This is a genomic window from Eubacterium sp. ER2, from assembly GCF_000765215.1.
In the GTDB taxonomy this organism is placed as follows: domain Bacteria; phylum Bacillota; class Clostridia; order Lachnospirales; family Lachnospiraceae; genus Claveliimonas; species Claveliimonas intestinigallinarum.
Map to the genome: position 1 here is coordinate 19464 of NZ_JPJE01000024.1, position 21188 is coordinate 40651.

The 21188-nt window shown below is 55.1% G+C and carries 18 protein-coding genes; 17 read left to right on the forward strand and 1 reads right to left on the reverse strand.

Going from position 1 to position 21188, the window contains the following annotated elements:
- Nucleotides 1-126: 126 nt before the first annotated feature.
- From NI21_RS0109220 to NI21_RS0109295, 16 genes are all read left to right on the forward strand, one after another.
- Nucleotides 127-954, forward strand: a complete 828-nt coding sequence (locus tag NI21_RS0109220; protein WP_033125984.1) for an RNA methyltransferase — start codon at nt 127-129, stop codon at nt 952-954.
- A 19-nt stretch (nt 955-973) separates the two neighbouring features.
- A complete protein-coding gene (locus NI21_RS0109225) occupies nt 974-1411 on the forward strand; it encodes an NfeD family protein (RefSeq protein WP_033125951.1) in 438 nt (145 codons plus the stop codon).
- Nucleotide 1412: 1 nt separating this feature from the next.
- Nucleotides 1413-2360 (forward strand): SPFH domain-containing protein, encoded by a 948-nt coding sequence (locus NI21_RS0109230; RefSeq protein WP_033125952.1) that lies wholly within the window; start codon nt 1413-1415, stop codon nt 2358-2360.
- 125 nt (nt 2361-2485) lie between these two features.
- Complete coding sequence (gene argF, locus NI21_RS0109235) at nt 2486-3421, forward strand: ornithine carbamoyltransferase (protein ID WP_033125953.1); 936 nt, start codon at nt 2486-2488, stop codon at nt 3419-3421.
- Nucleotides 3422-3428: 7 nt separating this feature from the next.
- The gene (locus tag NI21_RS0109240) at nt 3429-4412 is read left to right on the forward strand and encodes a biotin--[acetyl-CoA-carboxylase] ligase (protein WP_033125954.1); all 984 of its coding nucleotides are present in this window, start codon (nt 3429-3431) and stop codon (nt 4410-4412) included.
- On the forward strand, nt 4405-4740 hold the full coding sequence (locus NI21_RS0109245) for a DUF6145 family protein (RefSeq protein WP_033125955.1): 336 nt from the start codon (nt 4405-4407) through the stop codon (nt 4738-4740). The genes NI21_RS0109240 and NI21_RS0109245 overlap by 8 nt, the downstream gene beginning before the upstream one ends.
- 48 nt (nt 4741-4788) lie before the next feature.
- A complete protein-coding gene (locus NI21_RS0109250; RefSeq protein WP_033125956.1) occupies nt 4789-5592 on the forward strand; it encodes a type III pantothenate kinase in 804 nt (267 codons plus the stop codon).
- A gap of 49 nt (nt 5593-5641) precedes the next feature.
- Nucleotides 5642-6616: a tRNA dihydrouridine synthase DusB gene (gene dusB, locus NI21_RS0109255; protein WP_033125985.1), complete on the forward strand. Its 975-nt coding sequence runs from the start codon at nt 5642-5644 to the stop codon at nt 6614-6616.
- A gap of 242 nt (nt 6617-6858) precedes the next feature.
- Entirely contained in the window at nt 6859-7341 is a 483-nt protein-coding gene (greA, locus tag NI21_RS0109260) for a transcription elongation factor GreA (protein ID WP_033125957.1), read from the forward strand.
- A 181-nt stretch (nt 7342-7522) separates the two neighbouring features.
- Complete coding sequence (gene lysS, locus NI21_RS0109265) at nt 7523-9463, forward strand: lysine--tRNA ligase (RefSeq protein ID WP_033125958.1); 1941 nt, start codon at nt 7523-7525, stop codon at nt 9461-9463.
- A gap of 241 nt (nt 9464-9704) precedes the next feature.
- Nucleotides 9705-11306 (forward strand): response regulator, encoded by a 1602-nt coding sequence (locus NI21_RS0109270; protein WP_033125959.1) that lies wholly within the window; start codon nt 9705-9707, stop codon nt 11304-11306.
- A 12-nt stretch (nt 11307-11318) separates the two neighbouring features.
- Nucleotides 11319-13121 (forward strand): sensor histidine kinase, encoded by a 1803-nt coding sequence (locus NI21_RS0109275; protein WP_033125960.1) that lies wholly within the window; start codon nt 11319-11321, stop codon nt 13119-13121.
- Nucleotides 13096-14394 (forward strand): ABC transporter substrate-binding protein, encoded by a 1299-nt coding sequence (locus NI21_RS0109280; protein WP_033125961.1) that lies wholly within the window; start codon nt 13096-13098, stop codon nt 14392-14394. The genes NI21_RS0109275 and NI21_RS0109280 overlap by 26 nt, the downstream gene beginning before the upstream one ends.
- 145 nt (nt 14395-14539) lie before the next feature.
- Nucleotides 14540-15844 carry an ABC transporter substrate-binding protein gene (locus tag NI21_RS0109285; protein WP_033125962.1) on the forward strand — a complete coding sequence of 435 codons (1305 nt, stop codon included), beginning with the start codon at nt 14540-14542 and terminating at the stop codon, nt 15842-15844.
- Between the two features lie 96 nt (nt 15845-15940).
- On the forward strand, nt 15941-16783 hold the full coding sequence (locus NI21_RS0109290) for a carbohydrate ABC transporter permease (RefSeq protein WP_033125963.1): 843 nt from the start codon (nt 15941-15943) through the stop codon (nt 16781-16783).
- Complete coding sequence (locus NI21_RS0109295) at nt 16784-17620, forward strand: carbohydrate ABC transporter permease (RefSeq protein WP_033125964.1); 837 nt, start codon at nt 16784-16786, stop codon at nt 17618-17620.
- Between the two features lie 55 nt (nt 17621-17675).
- On the opposite strand, the gene NI21_RS0109300 is transcribed toward NI21_RS0109295, so the two are convergent.
- Nucleotides 17676-20156: an excinuclease ABC subunit UvrA gene (locus NI21_RS0109300; protein ID WP_033125965.1), complete on the reverse strand. Its 2481-nt coding sequence runs from the start codon at nt 20154-20156 to the stop codon at nt 17676-17678.
- Nucleotides 20157-20340: 184 nt separating this feature from the next.
- On the opposite strand from NI21_RS0109300, the gene NI21_RS0109305 reads away from it, so the two are divergent.
- Complete coding sequence (locus tag NI21_RS0109305) at nt 20341-21084, forward strand: SDR family NAD(P)-dependent oxidoreductase (protein ID WP_033125966.1); 744 nt, start codon at nt 20341-20343, stop codon at nt 21082-21084.
- Nucleotides 21085-21188: the final 104 nt, after the last annotated feature.

Below are 21188 nucleotides of genomic sequence, written 5' to 3' on the forward strand. Positions count from 1 at the left end.
GAAATTCATCGGATCTATCGGGCTGTCCGCGCGGCGATGCAGTTGCGCGGGCAGCCCTTTTATTACTATTTTGGAGGGAGAGCCCTGTGGGCTTCCCGGAAAACACCGCGGGGGAGAGAAGGCAGCATGATCACGAGCACGGCAAATCCAAAAGTGAAGAGACTGGTCACACTCAGAAAAAAGAGAAGAGCCAGGGATGAGGAGCAGGTTTTTCTGGCGGAGGGGCTGCGCATGTTCCGGGAGATCCCGGGGGAGATGCTGCGGGAGCTCTACGTATCGGAGACATTTTACGGGAGAGAGCGGGAGCTGGCGGACAGAAAGGCCGGCCAGGCCGGTGTCAGACCGGAGATCCTCTCCGACCATGTCTTTGGATACGTGTCCGACACAAAGACGCCCCAGGGAGTGCTCTGCGTGGCAGGGAGGATGCCGGGGGTGTCCCGGGAGAAGCTGCTGCGGCCGGACGAAAGTGGGAAAATGCCTCTTCTCATGGTCCTGGACAATCTGCAGGACCCGGGCAATCTGGGCACCATCGTCCGCACCGGAGAGGGAGCGGGGGTGACAGGCATCTTTCTTGGCAGGGACTGTGTGGATCTGTACAACCCGAAGACTATCCGGTCTACCATGGGCTCCATTTACCGGATGCCCTGTCTGTATGTGGATGATGTGCCGGAGCTTCTGTGGCAGATGAAACAGGAGAAGATACGGACCTTTGCCGCTCACCTGGAGGGAAAGAGGGCCTACGATGAGGAGGATTACACAGGCGGGTGCGCGTTTCTTATGGGAAATGAGGGGAACGGCCTGCGACGGGAGGTGGCAGAGCTGGCGGACACCTGGATCCGCATCCCCATGGAGGGAGAGGTAGAGTCTCTGAATGTCGCCATTGCTTCCACTGTGCTCATGTTCGAGGCGGGCAGGCAGAGGAGAATAAGAGATAAAAGCAGTATAGAAAGCTAGAAGAGAAGGAGGGAGAAGCATGTCGCCAATTTACTGGATCATCATCTTTATCGTGCTGCTCGTCATCGAGATAGCCACCCTGGGACTGACCACTATCTGGTTTGCCGCAGGCGCGCTGGTAGCCTTCCTGGCAGGTATACTGGGGTTCGGGATCATCACGCAGATCGTCCTGTTCCTGGTGGTGTCAGTTGTGCTTCTTGTGCTGACGCGCCCCATCGCGCTGAAGTATTTCAACAACAAGCGGCAGAGCACCAACGTGGAGAGCATGATCGGGCGCCAGGGCGTGGTCCTGGAGGACATCGACACGATAAAGAGCCAGGGACTGGTGGAGGTGGACGGGGAGACCTGGTCCGCCAGGACGGATGAACCGGAGGGAGTCATCCCGAAGGACACGATCGTCTCTGTAGAAGGAGTGCAGGGCGTGAAACTGATTGTAAAGAAAAAGGAGGAACTGTAATATGTTGGGGGCAGTTGTTGGAATTATTCTCTTGATTTTTGTCGTACTGATACTCATATCCTGTGTCAAGGTAGTACAGCAGTCAAAGGCGCTCGTCATTGAGCGGCTGGGAGCCTACCAGGCTACATGGGGAGTGGGCATCCACTTCAAGATCCCGTTCATCGAGCGGGTGGCAAGGCGTGTGGATCTGAAGGAGCAGGTGGTGGACTTCGCGCCCCAGCCTGTGATCACAAAGGATAACGTTACCATGCGCATCGATACCGTTGTGTTCTACCAGATCACAGACCCGAAGCTGTTCTGCTACGGCGTGGCAAATCCTATCATGGCTATCGAGAACCTGACAGCCACCACGCTGCGAAACATCATCGGTGACCTGGAGCTGGACCAGACGCTGACATCCAGGGAGACTATCAACACGAAAATGCGGGCTACTCTGGACGTGGCTACAGATCCCTGGGGCATCAAGGTGAAGAGGGTGGAGCTGAAAAACATCATCCCGCCGGCAGCCATCCAGGACGCTATGGAGAAGCAGATGAAGGCGGAGCGTGAGCGACGTGAGGCCATCCTCCGGGCAGAGGGTGAGAAGAAATCCTCCATCCTCGTGGCGGAGGGTAAGAAGGAGTCCGTCATCCTGGACGCCGAGGCCGCGAAGCAGGCAGCTATCCTCAAAGCAGAGGCAGAGAAGGAGGCCACCATCCGGGAGGCAGAAGGACAGGCGGAGGCCATCCTCAAGGTGCAGCAGGCAAATGCCGACGGTATCCGCTTCCTGAAGGAGGCGGGCGCAGACCAGTCCGTCCTCACTATCAAGAGCCTGGAGGCGTTTGAGAAGGCGGCTGACGGAAAGGCCACCAAGATCATCATCCCCTCCGAGATCCAGGGAATTGCCGGCCTGGTGAAATCCCTGGCAGAGGTGGGCGCCTCGGACGGAAAGGAAGAAAAGAAAGCATAAATATACAAAATTCTTGAATAAAATATACAAAAGTGCTATGATGAAAGCGGTACACCTCATTTTTATGCATTTGTATGCATGATTATAGGGTGTATACACTGACAGCAGGAAGGAATGTATATAAAATGAATTTAAAAGGAAGAAGCTTTTTGAAATTACTTGACTTTACACCGGAGGAGATCATGTATCTGGTGGACCTGGCGGAGGAGCTGAAGGAGAAGAGGAAAAAGGGAATTAAAGGCGACAGCCTGAAGGGAAAGAACATTGCCCTGATCTTCGAGAAGCCGTCCACCAGAACCCGGTGTGCCTTCACCATCGGAGCCCAGGACGAGGGGGCCACAGCCACCTACCTGGCGGGAAGCGAGCTCCAGCTGGGGGAGAAGGAGAGCATAGAGGACACAGCCCGGGTTCTGGGCCGCATGTTCGACGGTATCGAGTACCGCGGGTTTGAGCAGTCCTTTGTGGAGGCTCTGGCCGAGTACAGCGGCGTGCCGGTGTGGAACGGACTGACAGACCAGTGGCATCCCACCCAGTGCCTGGCCACTCTGCTGACGCTGAAGGAGAATTTTGGACATGTCAAGGGGCTGAAGATCGTCTATCTGGGCGACGGACGCAACAACGTGGCCAACAGCCTTCTGGTGGGCTGCAGCAAGGTGGGCGTTAACGTGGCCGTGGCAGCGCCGAAGGAGCTCTGGCCGGACGAGAAGCTGGTGGAGACATGCAAGGGCTTTGCGCAGGCAGCCGGCTCCACTGTGGAGGTCTCCGACAAGCTGGACGTTGTGGAGGGAGCAGATATGCTCTACACCGACGTATGGTTCTCTATGGGAGAGGAGAAGAAGGAGCAGGAGCGCACCAAGCTGGCGCTGCCCTACCAGGTCAACGCGGAGCTCATGAAGAGGACAGGCAAGTCTACCACACTGTTCTCCCACTGCCTGCCGGCAAATAAAGGAAAAGAGGTAACCGAGGACGTGTTCGAGAGCGAGGCATCCGTCGTGTTTGACGAGGCGGAGAACCGTCTCCACACCATCAAGGCCATCATGGTCGCCACCCTCGGTGATTAAGTGGGATATGAAGAAGACTGAGATTTTATCCATGCTCCGGGAGAGCGAAGGATATGTGTCCGGACAGCAGATCTGCGAAAAGTTCCATGTTTCCAGAACTGCTGTCTGGAAAGTAATAGAACAGCTGAAGGAAGAAGGCTATCAGATAGAGGCAGTCCGCAACAGGGGATATCGGTTGAGCGAGAGCCCGGACATACTGTCACAGGCGGAGATCGAGAGCAGGATCTCCACTGAGTGGGCAGGGCGGAATGTCTCTTATTTTCGCGAGACGGATTCCACCAACACCCAGGCCAAGAGACTGGGTGAGGAGGGGGCTCCCGCCGGGACCCTGGCGGTGGCGGACCGGCAGATGGCAGGAAAAGGACGCCGGGGACGCAGCTGGGATTCTCCGCCGGGCAGGGACATCTATATGTCGCTTCTCCTCAGGCCGGACATCCGGCCCTCGGACGCCCCCATGCTGACCCTTGTCATGGCCCAGAGCGTGGCGGAAGCCATCCGGGAGAAGACCGGCATCGATGCCCGCATTAAGTGGCCCAATGACATTGTGGCAGGCGGGAAAAAGCTCTGCGGCATTCTGACGGAGATGAGCGCGGAGATGGACTATATCAACTATATCGTCATCGGCGTGGGGATCAATGTGAACCAGCCCTCCTTTCCGGAGGACATTGCGGACAGGGCCACCTCTCTTATGCTGGAGGCGGGCAGGAGCTTCCTTCGGGGGCCCCTCATAGCCGCGGTGATGGAGCGCTTTGAGGACAATTACAGCCGCTTCCTGGGGACAAATGACCTGTCCGGGATGCGGGAGGCCTACAATGAGCTGCTGGTGAATGTGGGAGAGCAGGTGCGGGTCCTGGAGCCGGGACACGAGTACAATGCCCTCTCCTTTGGCATTAATGACAGGGGAGAGCTCCTCGTGCGGAAGGAGGACGGCAGCAGGGAGGCCGTCTTTGCGGGGGAGGTCTCTGTGAGAGGAATTTATGGATATGTATAATGGAAAGATCGTGCTCTGCGGAGCCAATTCATACGAGGAAAAATATTATCTGAACCCGGATTTTGAGCAGCTTCCGGATCACGTAAAGGACGAGCTGAAGATCATGTGCGTCCTCTATGTCCACGACGTGGGAGGCATCCTGACCCTTGTCTACGAGGAGAACGGGGACCTGTGCTTTGAGGTCACATCCGCGGAGGGGGATGCCATGTTCGACGAGATCGGGAGCAGGCTGAAGATCAAGCAGCTCCAGCAGGAGAAGGCGGAGTTGCTCCAGTCCCTCCAGCTCTACTACAGAGTGTTTTTTATGGGAGAGGACCTGGATCTGTAGCAGGTATAAGAACAGCCCCGCCAGGGGAGTAAGGAGGAAACAGGACAGATGCTTCTTGCAATCGATGTGGGAAACACAAACTTTACAATGGGACTTTTCCGTGAGGAGGAGCTGGTGGCCAAATTCCGTATGACCACAAAGCTGCCCCGCACATCGGACGAGTACGGGATCGCCATCCGTGAGCTGATCCGCAACCAGGGGGAGGATCCGGATCACGTGGACGATATCATTATCGCCTCTGTTGTGCCGGATATCATGCACTCTCTGACCAGCTGCATTATCAAGTACTTTGACCGGAAGCCGATCATCGTGTCAGCTGGGATCAAGACAGGCATCCGGGTGGCTACGGAAAATCCAAGGCAGACCGGAGCGGACCGTATCGTGGACGCGGTGGCCGCCTACTATCTCTACGGCGGGCCGGTCATTGTGGTGGACTTCGGAACTGCCACCACCTACGATCTGGTGGAGCCGGACGGCACCTTTGCCGTGGGGGTCACAGCGCCCGGTATCCGTACCTCCGCCAGGGCTCTCTGGGGGGATGCGGCCATGCTTCCGGAGATCGAGATCCGTAAGCCCGAGACCATCCTGGCCAGGGAGACTGTGTCCAGCATGCAGGCCGGACTTGTCTATGGCTACATCGGACAGACAGAGTACATTATCAGCCAGATGAAAAAGGAGTCCGGCTATACGGACGCCAGGGTGGTGGCTACAGGCGGACTGGGCAATATCCTGGCTGCGGCCACGGAGAGCATTGACATCTATGATCCCATCCTGACGCTGGAGGGATTGCGGCTGGTCTATGAGAGAAACCGGTTCCGCAGCAGGAGGCCGGACGGGAGAAAGGATGCCTAGAGAAGGGATAGACCAAGAAAGATCGGACGGGAGAAAGGATACACAGGACATGGGAGAGAGAAGACAGCTGAAGATAGGAACACTCACGATCGAGCACCCCTATGTGCTGGCACCGATGGCAGGCGTGACAGACCTGCCATTTCGTCTGCTTTGCAAAGAGCAGGGGGCGGGACTTCTGTGCATGGAGATGGTCAGCGCCAAGGCGCTCCAGTACAAGAACAGGAACACAAAGGCCCTCCTCTCCATTCACCCGGAGGAGTACCCGGTATCCCTGCAGCTCTTCGGCTCCGAGCCGGAGGTCATCAGCGAGCAGGCCAAAGCCATAGAGGAGCTGCCCTTTCAGATCCTGGACATCAACATGGGCTGCCCGGTGCCCAAGGTGGTGAAGAACGGGGAGGGCTCTGCCCTCATGAAGCAGCCCCGCCTCGTCCACGAGATCGTGTCCCGGACAGTGAAGGCCATCCGCAAGCCGGTGACAGTCAAGATACGGAAGGGCTTTGACGACACCTGCGTCAATGCGGTGGAGATCGCCAGGATCATCGAGGACGCGGGGGCGGCGGCAGTGGCTGTCCACGGGCGGACAAGGGAGCAGTACTACTCCGGGCAGGCGGACTGGGATATCATCCGCCAGGTGAAGGAGGCGGTCCGCATCCCGGTCATCGGCAACGGGGACGTGACATGTGTGCAGGACGCCCTGCGGATGATGGAGGAGACCGGCTGCGACGGCGTCATGATCGGACGGGGAGCCAGGGGGAACCCGTGGATCTTCCGCGAGCTGAAGAGCTATGACGAGACAGGGCAGATCCCGCCCAGGCCGGACATCCGGGAGATCCGGGAGATGATGCTGCGACACGCCCGTCTCCAGGTGGAGTACAAGGGAGAGTACACAGGCATCCGGGAGATGAGGAGCCATGTCTCCTGGTATACAAGAGGGCTGCGGGGCTCGGCCCGGCTCCGGGAGGAGATCAACCAGGTGGAGACCTACGGGGAGCTGGAGGTTCTTCTGCATGAACGGCTGGTATAAAAGAAATTAAAAAGGGTTTGTCCGTCTGTATAAATCAAGCGGGAACAGGGCATCACAATCAGGTGGTGTCCCTGTTCTTTTTTGCGTTTCTTACGTATATATTAAGTATACAGTTAAGGGGAAAAATGTATTGACATTGAAAAAGACGTTATGTATAATATTGAAATTGTGAAAGTGGACTTAAACAGAAGAAAACTTCTGTAAAATAGACAGAATGTAAGCAGGAAGAGGAGAGGATCAAAATGGAAGAAAAAAAGACAATTCTGACCTACGAAGGCCTGAAAAAGCTGGAGGATGAACTGGAGAACCTGAAGGTTGTAAAACGGAAAGAGGTTGCCGGAAAGATCAAGGAGGCAAGGGAGCAGGGAGACCTGTCCGAGAACGCTGAGTACGATGCAGCCAAGGACGAGCAGAGAGATATCGAGGCCCGTATTGAGGAGCTGGAGAAGATCCTGAAGAACGCAGAGGTCGTTGTGGAGGATGAGGTCAATTTGGACAAGATCAGCATTGGCTGCACAGTGACTGTCTACGACGAGGAATTCGAGGAGGAGATGGAATTCAAGATTGTTGGCTCCACTGAGGCAAACAGTCTCCAGGGCAAGATTTCCAATGAGTCCCCGGTGGGTCAGGCGCTTCTGGGCCACGAGGAGGGCGATGAAGTGACTGTGGAGACGCAGGCAGGGGAACTGGTGTACAAGGTACTTAAGATCGAGCGCTCCATTTAAACTAAATCCCGCAGGCCGGATGAGGGCTGACCGGACCGGAAGCGACAGGATCAGGTCAGACCAGGCAGACGCAGGCGGATGGATTTGGGCGAAGGAGCCATACGGATATAAGAGTACAGATAGCAAGAGAACAGGTACAGAATAAGTACAAGAATAAGAAGAAAAAGAAGGAGTGAATAAAGTGACCAGGCAGCAGAACAATGTACAGGAACAGGATGTGAACCAGCTCAGGAAGGTGCGCCGCGAAAAGCTGGCGGATCTCCAGGCAAACGGGAAGGACCCGTTTAAGATTACAAAGTATGATGTGACATGCCATGCGGCTGACATCAAAGATCATTATGAGGAGATGGAGGGCAAGCACGTGTCCGTTGCCGGCCGTATCATGCAGAAGCGCGTGATGGGCAAGGCTTCTTTCTGTAATGTTCTGGACCAGAGCGGCAATATTCAGTCCTATGTGGCGAGAGACAGCGTTGGTGAGGAGCCCTACAAGGAGTTCAAGAAGCTGGATATCGGCGATATCGTGGGCATTGAGGGCGAGGTCTTCAAGACAAAGACAGGCGAGATTTCCATTCACGCCTCTGCGGTGAAGCTCCTGTCCAAGAGCCTTCAGATCCTGCCGGAGAAATTCCACGGCCTGACAAACACAGACACACGCTACCGCCAGAGGTACGTGGATCTGATCATGAACCCGGAGGTGCGGGATACATTTATCAAGAGATCCCACATTATCAGCTCAATCCGCAGATACCTGGACAGCCAGGGATTTCTCGAGGTGGAGACCCCCATGCTGGTAAGCAATGCCGGCGGCGCTGCGGCCAGACCCTTCGAGACACATTTCAACGCTCTGGGAGAGGACTTCAAGCTCCGTATTTCCCTGGAGCTCTACCTGAAGAGACTGATCGTGGGCGGCCTGGAGAGAGTTTACGAGATCGGCCGGGTGTTCAGAAACGAGGGACTGGACACAAGACACAACCCGGAGTTCACCCTGATGGAGCTGTACCAGGCTTACACAGACTACAACGGAATGATGGATCTCACCGAGAACCTGTACCGCCATGTGGCCCAGGAGGTGCTGGGAACTACCACCATCACCTACAACGGTGTGGAGATCAATCTTGGCAAGCCCTTTGAGAGGATCACTATGGTGGATGCTGTGAAGAAATACGCAGGCATCGACTGGAATGAGGTGAAGACAACAGAGGACGCGAAAAAGCTTGCGGACGAGCATCACATTGCCTATGAGGAGCGTCATAAGAAGGGCGACATTCTGAGCATGTTCTTTGAGGAGTATGCGGAGGAACACCTGATCCAGCCTACCTTTGTCACAGACCATCCGATCGAGATCTCACCGCTCACAAAGAAAAAGCCGGATGATCCGGACTACGTGGAGCGCTTTGAGTTCTTCATGAACGGCTGGGAGATGGCCAATGCCTACTCTGAGCTGAACGACCCCATTGACCAGAGAGAGCGTTTTGCCCAGCAGGATGCCAATGCGGCAGCAGGCGACGAGGAGGCCGAGCATACAGATGAAGATTTCCTGAACGCGCTGGAGATCGGCATGCCGCCCACAGGCGGAATTGGCTTCGGTATTGACAGGATGTGCATGCTCCTGACAGACTCCGCGGCCATCAGGGACGTGCTCCTGTTTCCGACCATGAAGAGTCAGGGTGCCGCAAAGAACGCGGCAAACAACGAGGCTCAGTCCGTTGCGCCGGCACAGACAGCGGCGGTATCCGCTCCTGCTCTTGACCTGTCCAGGGTGAAGATCGAGCCCCTGTTTGAAGATATGGTGGACTTCGAGACGTTCAGCCGGTCCGATTTCCGCGCCGTGAAGATCGAGGCCTGCGAGGCGGTCCCCAAGAGCAAGAAGCTCCTGAAGTTCACCCTGAACGACGGGACAGACCGGAAGCGCACGATCCTGAGCGGTATCCACGAGTACTACGAGCCGGAGGAGCTGGTCGGAAAGACAGCGATCGCCATTACAAACCTTCCGCCCAGGAAGATGATGGGCATTGACTCCGAGGGTATGCTGATCAGCGCGGTGTACGAGTATGACGGACATGAGGGGCTGAACCTGCTGACGGTGGATGACCAGATTCCGGCAGGAGCAAAGTTGTACTAAAAATAGAAAATATAAGAAATGAGACTGCAGAAGAGCACTTTTTGGAGGAGAGATCTTTCAAGGAGTGCTCTTTTTGTGTCTGGAAAACACACAGGTTTAATTTTTTGCATGCCAGGTATAGTTTTTGTTACAGGTTTTTCTCCCGGAGGACTTAAAATAGTACGTGATGATATGATAAGATAGACTCAGTGTACCGGACGGCGGAGGGGCTGGCCGGGCGCTCCTGGGAGAAGAGGTTTTTATGAAATTATTGAAACTTGTGATCGTGGACGATGAACCTATCCTGCTGCAGGGACTGCTTGACACCTACGACTGGGCGGACATGGGTTTTAAGGTAGTGGGCTCAGCCCAGAGCGGCGAGCAGGCCATAGAGGTGATCAAAGAGACAAAGCCCCATGTGGTGCTGACAGATATCCGGATGAAACAGATCACGGGGCTAATGGTGATGGAGGAGATCCAGAAAACGGACATGGACTGCATGTTTATCGTCCTCAGCGCCTACCGGGATTTTGACTATGCCCAGCAGGCCTGCGATCTGGGGGCCTTCGCTTATCTGCTGAAGCCTATTGAGGATGAGAAGCTGCGGGAGACCATGGAGGCAGCCTACCGGACCTGCATGGAGCAGATGGAGCAGGAGGCCAGGTATGAGAGCTGGGAGAAGCTGCTGGTACAGGATGGAACCAGCTTTCAGCAGGTGGTTGTGCAGAATTATGTCCGGGACAGGCTACCGGAGGAAAAGGTGGAAGAAGTCTTCCGGACGCTGGGAGACATGCCTGGAAATGAGGAGCGCTTTATCACTGTGTACGCGGATATAGATGTGGCCTACAAGATCACGGATTACCTGGATTATGAAGCGGCCAGATTTGCGCTTCTTAAAAGGCTGGAAGAGGAGCTGGAGAGCCGCTATTTCTGCTGGCGGGCCGACGGCGAGGAGACGGGCAGCGCCTTTATCGTCCGCACCACGGACAAAGAGGCGGTGGGAAAGCTGAAGCACTTCCTGGAATACATCAAAAAGGAGGAGCAGAGCAGGGTTATAGCCGCCATATCCAAGCCCTACAAAGGAATTGCCGGGATCAAAAGAAGTTATGTGGAAGCCCGGAAGCTGTTCGAGATTGCCAGTGTGTCCGGAGCGGGTGCTTTTACTTCCCCGGAGGGGGTGGAGCTGCCGGACCAGGCGGCGACGGCCGGAGAAAGCGGGGACGTGGACAATCTGATCGTGAACGCTGTGCGCAGGAACAGTGAGAAAGAGCTGAAGGAGGCCTTTGTCCAGTTTGTCTACGGGCTGCCTCACGAGGAGGAACAGCAGCGGCAGCATCTCCACCGGATGATGCTGAAAGTGGAACTCATGCTCCAGGCGTCTTACGGGCTGTCAGAGGATATCCGGGAAAAGTTCCGGGGCTACTACGATAATCTGGGAACCATCGGCACGGCAAAGATGGTGGATGTCTGTTACCGGATCCTGTGCGCGGCCATTGAAGTGAGAAAAAGTGACGCAAAGCAGGATGAGACGAGATATTTTAAAGAGTACATGTCAGAGGCAGTGGCTTATATAGAGGAACATCTCAGGGATGAGGAGCTGTCCATTGTATCTGTGGCCTCCCACATTTATCTGAACCCGGTCTATTTCGGAAGGGTGTTTAAAAATACGTTCCACATGACGTTCAAGCAGTATCTTCTCCAGCAGAGGATGGAGAAGGCCAAAAAGCTGCTGGAGGAAGGAAAAGGCAGTATCGGAGATATCTGTGAGGCGGTGGGGATCCACAACCCGTCCTATTTTTCCCATGTGTTCAAGCAGTACACGGGGAAGCTCCCAAGCGAATACAAGAAAGAGTACGAGGGATAGACAGAAATCGATATGAAAAGAAACGAGAAGGTATCCGGCATACAGAAAAAATATTTGAAGTATACGGCGGCGCTCCTGGGGCTTGCGCTTCTTCTCTCCAGCCTGGGGGCCGGCCTGTATGTGAAGAACAGGCTGACCCGGGCGGTGATCGCAAAATACGAGTTTATGACGGAGAGAATGGGCATCAGCCTGGAAAATCTGTTCCGCCAGAGCGACGAGGCGACGGCAGAGTGCGTCCTCTATGACGATGTGCAGCAGAGCCTGCGCAGTAAGGGGCTGGAGGAAGTCAGCCGCATTGGTCTGAGTAAATATTTCGCCTATGTGGGGCTGGAGCACATCGCGGATTACTGCTATGTGGATAATAAAGGGAACGTATACAGTAAATCCTATTCAGATGTAACCTTTGAGGATGTGACAGACAGCGGTTTCCAGGAGTATCTGGGAGCGGACTACGCCCGGACGAAATGGTTCTGGGCGAAAGATACGCTTTTTGGAACAGAGGAGGAAGCGCTTTTTATCGGAAGGTATGTCCGGAGCATGGAGTACGCCCACGACCCCGGGATGCTGTTCTTCAGGATGGATGATGCGTTTCTGGAGGGGATCACAGGGACAAGTGGAGAGCTGACAAGCGAGGCGGCGGTTGGAATTATTGACGCCAAAGGGCAGCTCTGTTTTTTCTCGGTTCCGGAGGAATTCAGCGTGGGTAAGAAGCGCCAGGCGGATATAGCGGAGCGTATCGCCGGGAGCGGGTCTGCCGGCATGATCCTGGAGGGGGAGAGTGTTCCGGGAGGCGTTCTGTCGGCGTACCGGGATGAGGCCAGCGGGCTGGCGGTCTTTTCCTTTGTGCCGGACAGGGTGCTGAACCAGGGGATCTTCCCTGTTTTCCTGGTGCTGGCCGGGATCTATCTTGTGGTGCTGGCTGTGGCCGCGGTGCTGAGTATTTATTTCTCCAGAAGATTTACAAAGCCCATCCAGGAGATCCGGACGGCCATGGCGGAATTTGACGGCAGCAATTTTGACCGGACCATAGAGCTCCATACCAACACAGAGCTGGACGAGATCGGTCACTCCTACAATGAACTTCTCGGGAATATCCAGAGGCTGCTGGAGGAGATCAAGGAGCAGGAGAGAGAGCTGCGCACATCGGAGCTGAACATGCTGATCAGCCAGATCAATCCTCATTTTCTGTACAATACACTGGATACGATCTATATGCTGGCGCGGATCAACAAGGAAGAGACGACCATGCGGATGATCCAGGCCCTGTCCAGATATCTGCGGCTGTCGCTGAGCAAAGGAAACGATATAGTGACTGTGGAAGACGAGCTGGAGAATGTGAAGAGCTACATGGAGATCCAGCAGATACGAAACAAAGATCTTTTCTCCTACCAGGTAGACTGCCGGGTGGATGCCGCCCACACAACCGTTCTGAAGCTGGTCCTGCAGCCGCTTGTGGAAAATGCAGTAAAGTATGGATTCCGGGATATATTTGAGGGAGGACAGATCCGGATCACCGTGTGGAAGGAAGAAGAGGAGCTGTACCTGGAGGTGTACAACAACGGCACCCCCATGGAGGCGGACATGGTGCAGAAGATCAACGGAATGAACAAGCTGCCTCTGGGAGAGATGAAAAACTGCTTTCCGGATAAGCGGCACGGTTACGGCGTGGTAAATATTCTGACCCGGCTCAGACTGAAGTACGGGGACGGGGCAGCCTTTTACTGCAGAGCACAGGAAGATGGAACAAGCTGTACGATCAAAATTCCCCGGGGAGACGGGCAGGAGGCATATGAGCAGGAACAGATACAGATTTAAAGGAAGAGTCATACAGGCGGCAGCGGTTTCCCTGCTTTTCTCAGTGGCAGCCGCAGGCTGCGCGGGAAGGCAGACAGAGGAAAAAGCAGGCGGGGAGGAGGTGTCCATCCCGGTCATCCTGATCGTGGACTCCTCTACAGGCAATAAAAATGAGGAGGATGTGATCCAGGCATTCAATGAACTGTATGATGGGAAGTGGCAGGCGGATGTGGAGTGGGTCATGGAGACGGAGGAAGAGTACCGGCAGAACCTGAAACGGCAGAATGTGACGGATACCCTCCCGGCAGTTATTACGGATCTCCGGATGCTTCCCGCTTTCTATTATACGATGATCCAGGATGGCAGGATCGAGGAACTGTCCGGGTATATCAAGGAAGATGAAGAGTGGATGGAGATGATCGAGCCGTCGGTGCTGGAGTCCTGTAGCGAGGAGGACGGCAGTATCTATCTGGGGCCTGTCAGTACGGCGGCATTTTCCTGTTCCGGGATCTTCTGGAACGAGGAGCTGTTTGCCCAGGCAGGTATTGAGAAGTTTCCCGAAACCTGGGAGGAATTCTGGGAGTGCTGCGAGAAGCTGGAGAGCTGCGGCATCACTCCGCTGGCCCTTCATACCGAGGGGACGGCCTGGGCGCCCATGCTTTTTGCCACGGCGGAGGCAGCCTCCACGGAGGAAGGGGCGCAGTTCATGCAGCAGTTCTACCCGGATACCTATCAGGGCGAAAGCGGGCTGCGCATTGCCCGGACGCTGGAGCGGCTGTTTCAGTACACCACAGGTGATGCGCTGTATGTGGATTTTGATGTGTCCTATGAGAATTTTTTCTCCGGGAAGGCAGCCATGATCCCCAACGGATACTGGATGATGGATCAGATTCCCGAAGAGTGGCAGGACAAAGTAAGGTTCTCGGCATTTCCGGAAAACAGGCTGATCTCATCCCCTGAGACATTTGGCTGGGCCATTGTGTCCAGCTACAGCCAGGAAGTCAAAGAGGGGGCGGCGGCGCTTCTGAAGCTGCGCACGCAGATGAACATGGAGCAGAGGGAGGAGCTGTTTGAACAGAGTCCGGATTCCCTGACCCAGGCAGAGCGGGACTATATAGAGACATACAAGAGCGGCCCGGTCCTTGTCCCCAATTACCAGGTGAAATGGAACTCCATCCTGCAGGAGGAGACGCTGGGAACCATCCTCCCGGATCTGGCCCAGGGGAAGATCAGCCCGGAGGAATTTACAAGAAAAGAAGACGAGAGCATCCAGGAATTTCTGGAGGAGCAGTGATGCTTCGGCGCCGAAGAAGATACCGGCGCTGAAGTATTTTTTTTGGCATTCCTGGTTTTTTATTTGATAACGGGGCGGAAGAACAGCCGGTTATAATAGTCCCAGAACAAAGAAAACAGAGGTTTTCAGAAAGGTGAGGAAGGATATGAAAAAGAAAAAAGTAATATCATTATTATTAGTTGCAGCCATGACAGCAGGCCTGGTGGCAGGATGTGGAAGCTCCTCTGACTCCGGGGACAGCGGCAGCAGTGAGGCAGAAGGAAAGGTATATTACCTCAACTTTAAGCCTGAGGCGGACGAGTACTGGCAGGAACTGGCGGAAGTCTACACAGAGGAGACCGGCGTGGAGGTGACAGTTCTGACAGCAGCTTCCGGAGAGTATGAGAAGACACTGAAATCAGAGATGGCAAAGACAGATGCGCCTACCCTGTTCCAGGTAAACGGACCTGTGGGACTGGCAAGCTGGAAAGACTACTGCTATGATCTGTCTGACTCCGATATCGCAGGGGAGCTGACAGACGACAGTTTTGCGCTGATGGACGGCGATAAGATGGCAGGTATTGCCTACGTTATCGAGAACTACGGCATTATCTACAACAAGGACCTTCTTGAGAAAGCAGGCTACACAGCAGACGATATCACAGACTTTGACAGCTTCAAAAAGGTAGTGGAAGACATTACGGCAAGAAAGGATGAACTTGGATTTTCCGCTTTTACATCAGCAGGCATGGACAGCTCATCTGACTGGAGATTCAAGACACATCTGGCAAATCTTCCGATCTACTATGAGTACAAGGATGAGGGCATTGACAATACAGACGCCATCAAGGGCACATACCTTGACAATTACCGCCAGATCTGGGATCTGTACATCAATAATGCAACCTGCGAACCGACAGAGATTTCCACAAAGACAGCCGATGACTCTACAGCAGAGTTTGTGACAGAGGAAGCGGTCTTCTACCAGAACGGTACATGGGAGTACAACAACATTGCGGATATCGGGGATGAGAACCTTGGCATTCTGCCAATCTACATCGGAGTTGAGGGCGAGGAGAACCAGGGCGTCTGCACAGGAACAGAGAACTACTGGTGTGTAAACTCCAAGGCATCTGAGGAAGATATCCAGGCAACACTGGATTTCATGAACTGGTGTGTAACTTCCGATGAAGGTGTGGAGGCTATGTGCAAGGATATGGGATTTGTCATTCCGTTCGAGTCCAACCTTGAGTCTGAAAATACACTGGTAAACGAAGCCAACGCGTACATGGAAGACGGGAAAACACCTGTGACATGGGTATTCTCAACCATGCCTTCTGAAGAGTGGAAAAACGGCGTAGGATCTGCGCTGACTGCATATGCGGCAGATCAGACAGATGCCAACTGGGATAAAGTTGTAAGCGCATTTGTGGACGGATGGGCTACAGAGGCAGCGGCATCAGCAGAGTAATCTTTCCGGAAGATCTGAAAGACATATTGAATTGAACAGGAAAGCGGCGGGCAGAAAAAGTCTGAACGCCGCTTTTTCAGAAGGAGGAGGATTTATATGGAAAAAGCGATCAAGCGGTATATGCCCATCTTTGTGCTTCCCACATTCTGCGCATTTATCCTTGGATTTATTATTCCGTTCGTAATGGGGATCTGGCTTTCGTTCTGCAAATTTACCACAGTCACGGATGCGAAGTTTGTCGGATTATCCAATTACATCGAGGCGTTTAAGGACACGGTGTTCAGACATTCTTTCTGGTATACCGCCCTTTTCGCCGTGGTATCGCTGGTGGTGATCAATGTGATCGCCTTTGCCCTTGCCATGGCGCTGACCCAGAAAATGCGGGGAACCAATATTTTCCGCACGATCTTTTTTATGCCTAACCTGATCGGAGGCATCGTGCTGGGCTACATCTGGCAGCTCATCTTCAACGGCGTGCTGGCGCACTACAGCACAGCGCTGGGGCTGAATGAGTGGTACGGTTTCTGGGGACTGATCATTCTGGTGAGCTGGCAGCAGATCGGTTATATGATGATCATTTACATTGCAGGGCTTCAGTCCATCCCCGGAGACGTGATGGAGGCGGCCCAGATCGACGGCGCATCGCGGATCCAGAGACTTTTCAAAGTGACCATCCCCATGATGATGCCATCCATCACCATCTGCATGTTCCTGTCTATTACCAACGGATTCAAGCTCTTTGACCAGAACCTGTCGCTGACGGCAGGAGAACCGTCCAAGATGTCTGAGATGATGGCCCTGAACATCTTCAACACATTCTACGGACGTACCGGATGGGAGGGCGTCGGCCAGGCCAAAGCAGTGATCTTCTTCGTCATCGTTGTGGCTATCGGCATGCTCCAGCTCCGGGCTACCCGCTCAAAGGAGGTGCAGCAGTAAATGAAAAAGAGAAGCAGGATAAGCACGCTGGGGACCGGCGCTTTCACCATACTGGGGCTGGTCTACATCGCCCCGATACTGATCGTGCTTATGAATTCCTTTAAGAAAAAAGTATATATCAACAAAGAACCTTTTACGCTGCCGACGGAAAAGACGTGGAACAGCCTTGAGAATTATCTGACGGCCATCGACAAGTACGAACTGCTCAGCGCCGTGGGCTGGACGGTATTTATTACCGTTGGCTCTGTGCTGGTGATCCTTGTGTGCACATCCATGTGCGCCTGGTATATCACAAGGGTAAAGACAAAGTTTACAAAGATCCTGTATCTGCTCTGCGTGTTCTCCATGGTCGTTCCCTTCCAGATGGTAATGTTCACCCTGTCTCTGGTGGCGGACCGGACCAGGCTCAACACACCCTGGGGAATTATCATCATTTACCTGGGATTCGGGGCGGGGCTGGCAGTCTTTATGTTCTGTGGTTTTGTAAAATCCATCCCGCTGGAGATCGAGGAAGCGGCTCTTATCGACGGCTGCACGCCTCTTAGAACTTTCTTTTCTGTGGTGCTTCCTATTATGAAGCCGACATACATCTCTGTGGGGATACTGGAAACCATGTGGATCTGGAATGACTTCCTCCTGCCTTACCTTGTACTGGACCTGAATAAATACAAGACCATATCCATTGCGATCCAGTATATGAAGGGAAGCTACGGCCGGGTGGACATGGGCGCCATCATGGCGGCGCTGATCCTGGCGGTCATCCCGGTGATCATCTTCTACCTGTTCTGCCAGAAGCACATTATCAAAGGTGTGGCAGCAGGCGCGGTGAAAGGATAAAACAATGGAAAAACACAGGAGGACTGCCCGGCGGGGCAGCCCTCCTTTCGTCTGTCTACAGATATCTCCCTGTCACGTTCTGCGCATTTGTCTTAATTTCCTCCGGCGTTCCGGCTGCCACGATCCGTCCGCCGCTCTCCCCGCCGCCGGGGCCCATGTCGATGACGTAGTCTGCGCTGCGGATCACGTCCAGGTCGTGCTCGATGACGATGACAGTGGCTCCCTGACGGATGAGGGTCTCGAAGACGAGAAGGAGCGTCTGCACGTCCAGAGGGTGGAGGCCGATGGTGGGCTCGTCAAAGACGAAGACCGAGTCCCCCTGGGGGCGGTCCATCTCGCTGGCAAGCTTCAGCCGCTGGGCCTCTCCGCCGGAGAGCCCCGGGGTCTCCTCACCCAGAGTCAGGTAGCCCAGCCCCAGATCTTTTAAGATCTGCAGACGCTGACTGACGTTTTTCAGATGACGGCAGGCATCCAGCGCGGTGTTCACATCCATGGCCATCAGCTCCGGCAGAGAGAAGGACTTCCCCTCCTTGTTCGCATATCGGATCTGTGCGGCCTTCTTGCTGTACCGGGAGCCCCGGCATCCGGGGCAGGTGACTTCCACATCCGGCAGGAACTGCACATCCAGGCTGATGACGCCGGTGCCGTCGCAGACCGGACAGCGCAGCTTCCCTGTGTTGTAGGAAAAGTCCCCTGCCTTGTAGCCGGCTTCTTTTGCGCCTGGTGTCCTGGCAAATGTCTTCCGCAGCTCATCGTGGACATTGGCGTAGGTGGCTACGGTGGAGCGGATGTTGATGCCGATGGGGGTGGCGTCGATGAGTTTTACCTGTCCGATCCCATCCGCCTCCAGGGAACGCACGTGTTCCGGCAGTTTTCTGCCCTTGATCTGTGCCTCCAGGGCGGGGATCAGGCTCTCCAGGACGAGGGTGGTCTTGCCGGAGCCGGATACGCCGGTGACAGCAGTGAGCCGTCCTTTTGGGATGTCTGCCTCCAGCGGCTTTACGGTGTGGATGGAACCGGTGGAGAGGCGGATGCGGCCGTGGGAGAACATGTCAGAGGCCGGAGCCTGCTCCCGCCGGAAGCCGTCTGTCCTGCCGGCCAGGAAGGGGCCGATCATGGAGCCGGGATCTGCCATGATCTGGGGAATACTGCCCTGGGCGATGACATGGCCGCCCTTCAGTCCGGCCTCCGGCCCCATCTCCACGATCCAGTCAGCCTCCGACAGGATCTGTGTGTCGTGGTCCACCAGTACGACGGAATTGCCGTCTGCTATGAGGTCGTGCATGACTCCTTTCAGCCCTTCGATGTTGGCGGGATGCAGGCCGATGGAGGGCTCGTCCAGCACGTAGAGCACCCCGGTGGTGCGGTTGCGGACAGCGCGGGCAAGCTGCATCCGCTGGCGCTCCCCGGTGGAGAGGGTGGAGGAAGCGCGGTCTAGGGAAAGGTAGCCAAGGCCCAGGTCCATGAGCCGCCGGGCGGGGGTGTGGAAGGACTCGCAGATACTCTCTGCCATGGGGCGCATCTCCTCCGGCAGGGAGGCGGGGACACCGGACACCCAGCCAGCCAGATCCGCAAGCGGCATCCGGCACACCTCATCCAGGGAGCAGCCCCGCAGCCGGGGCGCTCTTGCTTTTTGGGAGAGTCGGGTCCCGCCGCAGTCCGGGCAGACCTCCTCCTTTAAGAATTTTTCCACCCGCTTCATGCCTTTTTCGTCCTTCACCTTGGAGAGGGCGTTCTCCACGGTGTACACAGCATTAAAATAAGTAAAATCAAGCTCCGCCGCCTGGTTGGAGCTTTTTGCCTTGTAGAGGATATGCTTTTTCTCGGCGGGCCCGTTGTAGACAATGTCCTTCTCCCTGTCTGTCAGCTGGCAGAAGGGCACGTCCGTGCGCACTCCCATCTCCCGGCAGACGTCGGTCATAAGCGACCACATGAGGGAGTTCCAGGGAGCCACGGCGCCCTGGTCGATGGTGAGGGTCTCGTCCGGTACAAGGGTAGAGCGGTCCACTGTCCGGACGGTCCCGGTTCCGTCACAGGAAGGGCAGGCCCCCTGGCTGTTGAAGGCCAGTTCTTCTGCGGAGGGAGCGTAGAAGGAGGCGCCGCAGTCCGGGCAGACCAGCTCCTGCTCGGCGGCCACTTTCAGGGTAGGCGGCAGGCAGCAGCCGCAGGACGGACAGCGGTGGCTGGCCAGTCTGGAGAACATGAGCCGGAGGCTGTTCAGAAGTTCGCTGCCGGTCCCGAAGGTGCTGCGGATGCCGGGGACAGCCGGGCGCTGGTGGAGGGCCAGAGCTGCCGGCACGTAGAGCACATCATCCACATCGGCTTTGGCCGCCTGGGTCATCCTGCGCCTTGTGTAGGTGGAGAGGGCGTCCAGATACCGCCTGGATCCTTCCGCGTAGAGGACACCCAGGGCCAGGGAGGATTTGCCGGAGCCGGACACGCCGGCGATCCCCACGATCTTGTTCAGCGGGATATCTACATCTATATTTTTCAGATTGTGGACCCGGGCGCCCCGGATCTTCATCTTGTCTATCATCTGTCATCATTTCCTTTCCGTTGTGTTTCTGTATCTCATAGTATAGTCCAATCTGAATTGTTAGGAAAGAGCTGTAGATTGACTAATATTAAACGTTCCTTGTAAACAGGGATCAGCCGGTATAAAATAAAATTAACAGATAAAAATATAAAAAAACAGAAAATTGCGCAAAGGAGGAATGAAAATGCTAAAAAATAAAGTGGCAGTTGTGACAGGCGGCACCCGCGGCATCGGCTACGCGACGGTGAAAAAATTTCTGGAGAACGGGGCGGCGGTCGTGCTGTTCGGTTCCCGCCAGGAGACAGTTGACAAGGCCCTGGCATCTCTGAAAGCGGAAAACCCGGCATGGGAAGTGTACGGCGCCTGGCCGGATCTGGCGGATGCCGAGGCGGTGGCCGGGGAGATCGGAAAGGTCAAAGAGACATTGGGAAAGATCGATATCCTGGTAAACAACGCCGGCATGTCGGACAGCACACCTATTGACAACTACACGGCACAGCAGTTTGCAAAAGTGATGCAGTTAAATGTAAGCGCCATGATGAACTGCATCATGCCCACAGTGAAAATCATGAAAGAGCAGGGAGGCGGATGCATCCTGAATACCAGCTCCATGGTCAGCATCTGTGGACAGCCCTCGGGCGTGGCTTACCCCACAAGCAAATCTGCCGTGAACGGACTTACCTGGTCCCTGGCAAGGGAGCTTGGCCCAAGCCGCATCCGGGTCAACGCTGTGGCACCGGGTATTACAAAGACAGACATGGTGGCGGCGCTCCCCAAGGAGATGATAGATCCTCTGATCAACGCCATCCCCCTGCGCCGGGTAGGCGAGCCGGAAGACATTGCCAATGCTTTCCTTTTCCTGGCCAGCGATATGGCCTCCTATGTGACGGGAGAGATCTTATCTGTGGACGGGGCGATGAGGACGTAGAAAAGACAAGTAAAAACAAATGGAGAAACATAAACGGTAGGCTTGATTTTTCAAGCCTCCCTGTGTATTATCAGGATAAGAAAAGTGTCAGATACAAGATCTGA

Excerpts from the sequence above, each read along its gene's own strand:
- NI21_RS0109220 (WP_033125984.1), top strand. The coding sequence starts at position 127 with ATGATCACGAGCACGGCAAATCCAAAAGTGAAGAGACTGGTCACACTC.
- NI21_RS0109225 (WP_033125951.1), top strand. The coding sequence starts at position 974 with ATGTCGCCAATTTACTGGATCATCATCTTTATCGTGCTGCTCGTCATC.
- NI21_RS0109230 (WP_033125952.1), top strand. The coding sequence starts at position 1,413 with ATGTTGGGGGCAGTTGTTGGAATTATTCTCTTGATTTTTGTCGTACTG.
- argF (WP_033125953.1), top strand. The coding sequence starts at position 2,486 with ATGAATTTAAAAGGAAGAAGCTTTTTGAAATTACTTGACTTTACACCG.
- NI21_RS0109240 (WP_033125954.1), top strand. The coding sequence starts at position 3,429 with ATGAAGAAGACTGAGATTTTATCCATGCTCCGGGAGAGCGAAGGATAT.
- NI21_RS0109245 (WP_033125955.1), top strand. The coding sequence starts at position 4,405 with ATGTATAATGGAAAGATCGTGCTCTGCGGAGCCAATTCATACGAGGAA.
- NI21_RS0109250 (WP_033125956.1), top strand. The coding sequence starts at position 4,789 with ATGCTTCTTGCAATCGATGTGGGAAACACAAACTTTACAATGGGACTT.
- dusB (WP_033125985.1), top strand. The coding sequence starts at position 5,642 with ATGGGAGAGAGAAGACAGCTGAAGATAGGAACACTCACGATCGAGCAC.
- greA (WP_033125957.1), top strand. The coding sequence starts at position 6,859 with ATGGAAGAAAAAAAGACAATTCTGACCTACGAAGGCCTGAAAAAGCTG.
- NI21_RS0109270 (WP_033125959.1), top strand. The coding sequence starts at position 9,705 with ATGAAATTATTGAAACTTGTGATCGTGGACGATGAACCTATCCTGCTG.
- NI21_RS0109275 (WP_033125960.1), top strand. The coding sequence starts at position 11,319 with ATGAAAAGAAACGAGAAGGTATCCGGCATACAGAAAAAATATTTGAAG.
- NI21_RS0109280 (WP_033125961.1), top strand. The coding sequence starts at position 13,096 with ATGAGCAGGAACAGATACAGATTTAAAGGAAGAGTCATACAGGCGGCA.
- NI21_RS0109285 (WP_033125962.1), top strand. The coding sequence starts at position 14,540 with ATGAAAAAGAAAAAAGTAATATCATTATTATTAGTTGCAGCCATGACA.
- NI21_RS0109290 (WP_033125963.1), top strand. The coding sequence starts at position 15,941 with ATGGAAAAAGCGATCAAGCGGTATATGCCCATCTTTGTGCTTCCCACA.
- NI21_RS0109295 (WP_033125964.1), top strand. The coding sequence starts at position 16,784 with ATGAAAAAGAGAAGCAGGATAAGCACGCTGGGGACCGGCGCTTTCACC.
- NI21_RS0109300 (WP_033125965.1), bottom strand. The coding sequence starts at position 20,156 with ATGATAGACAAGATGAAGATCCGGGGCGCCCGGGTCCACAATCTGAAA.
- NI21_RS0109305 (WP_033125966.1), top strand. The coding sequence starts at position 20,341 with ATGCTAAAAAATAAAGTGGCAGTTGTGACAGGCGGCACCCGCGGCATC.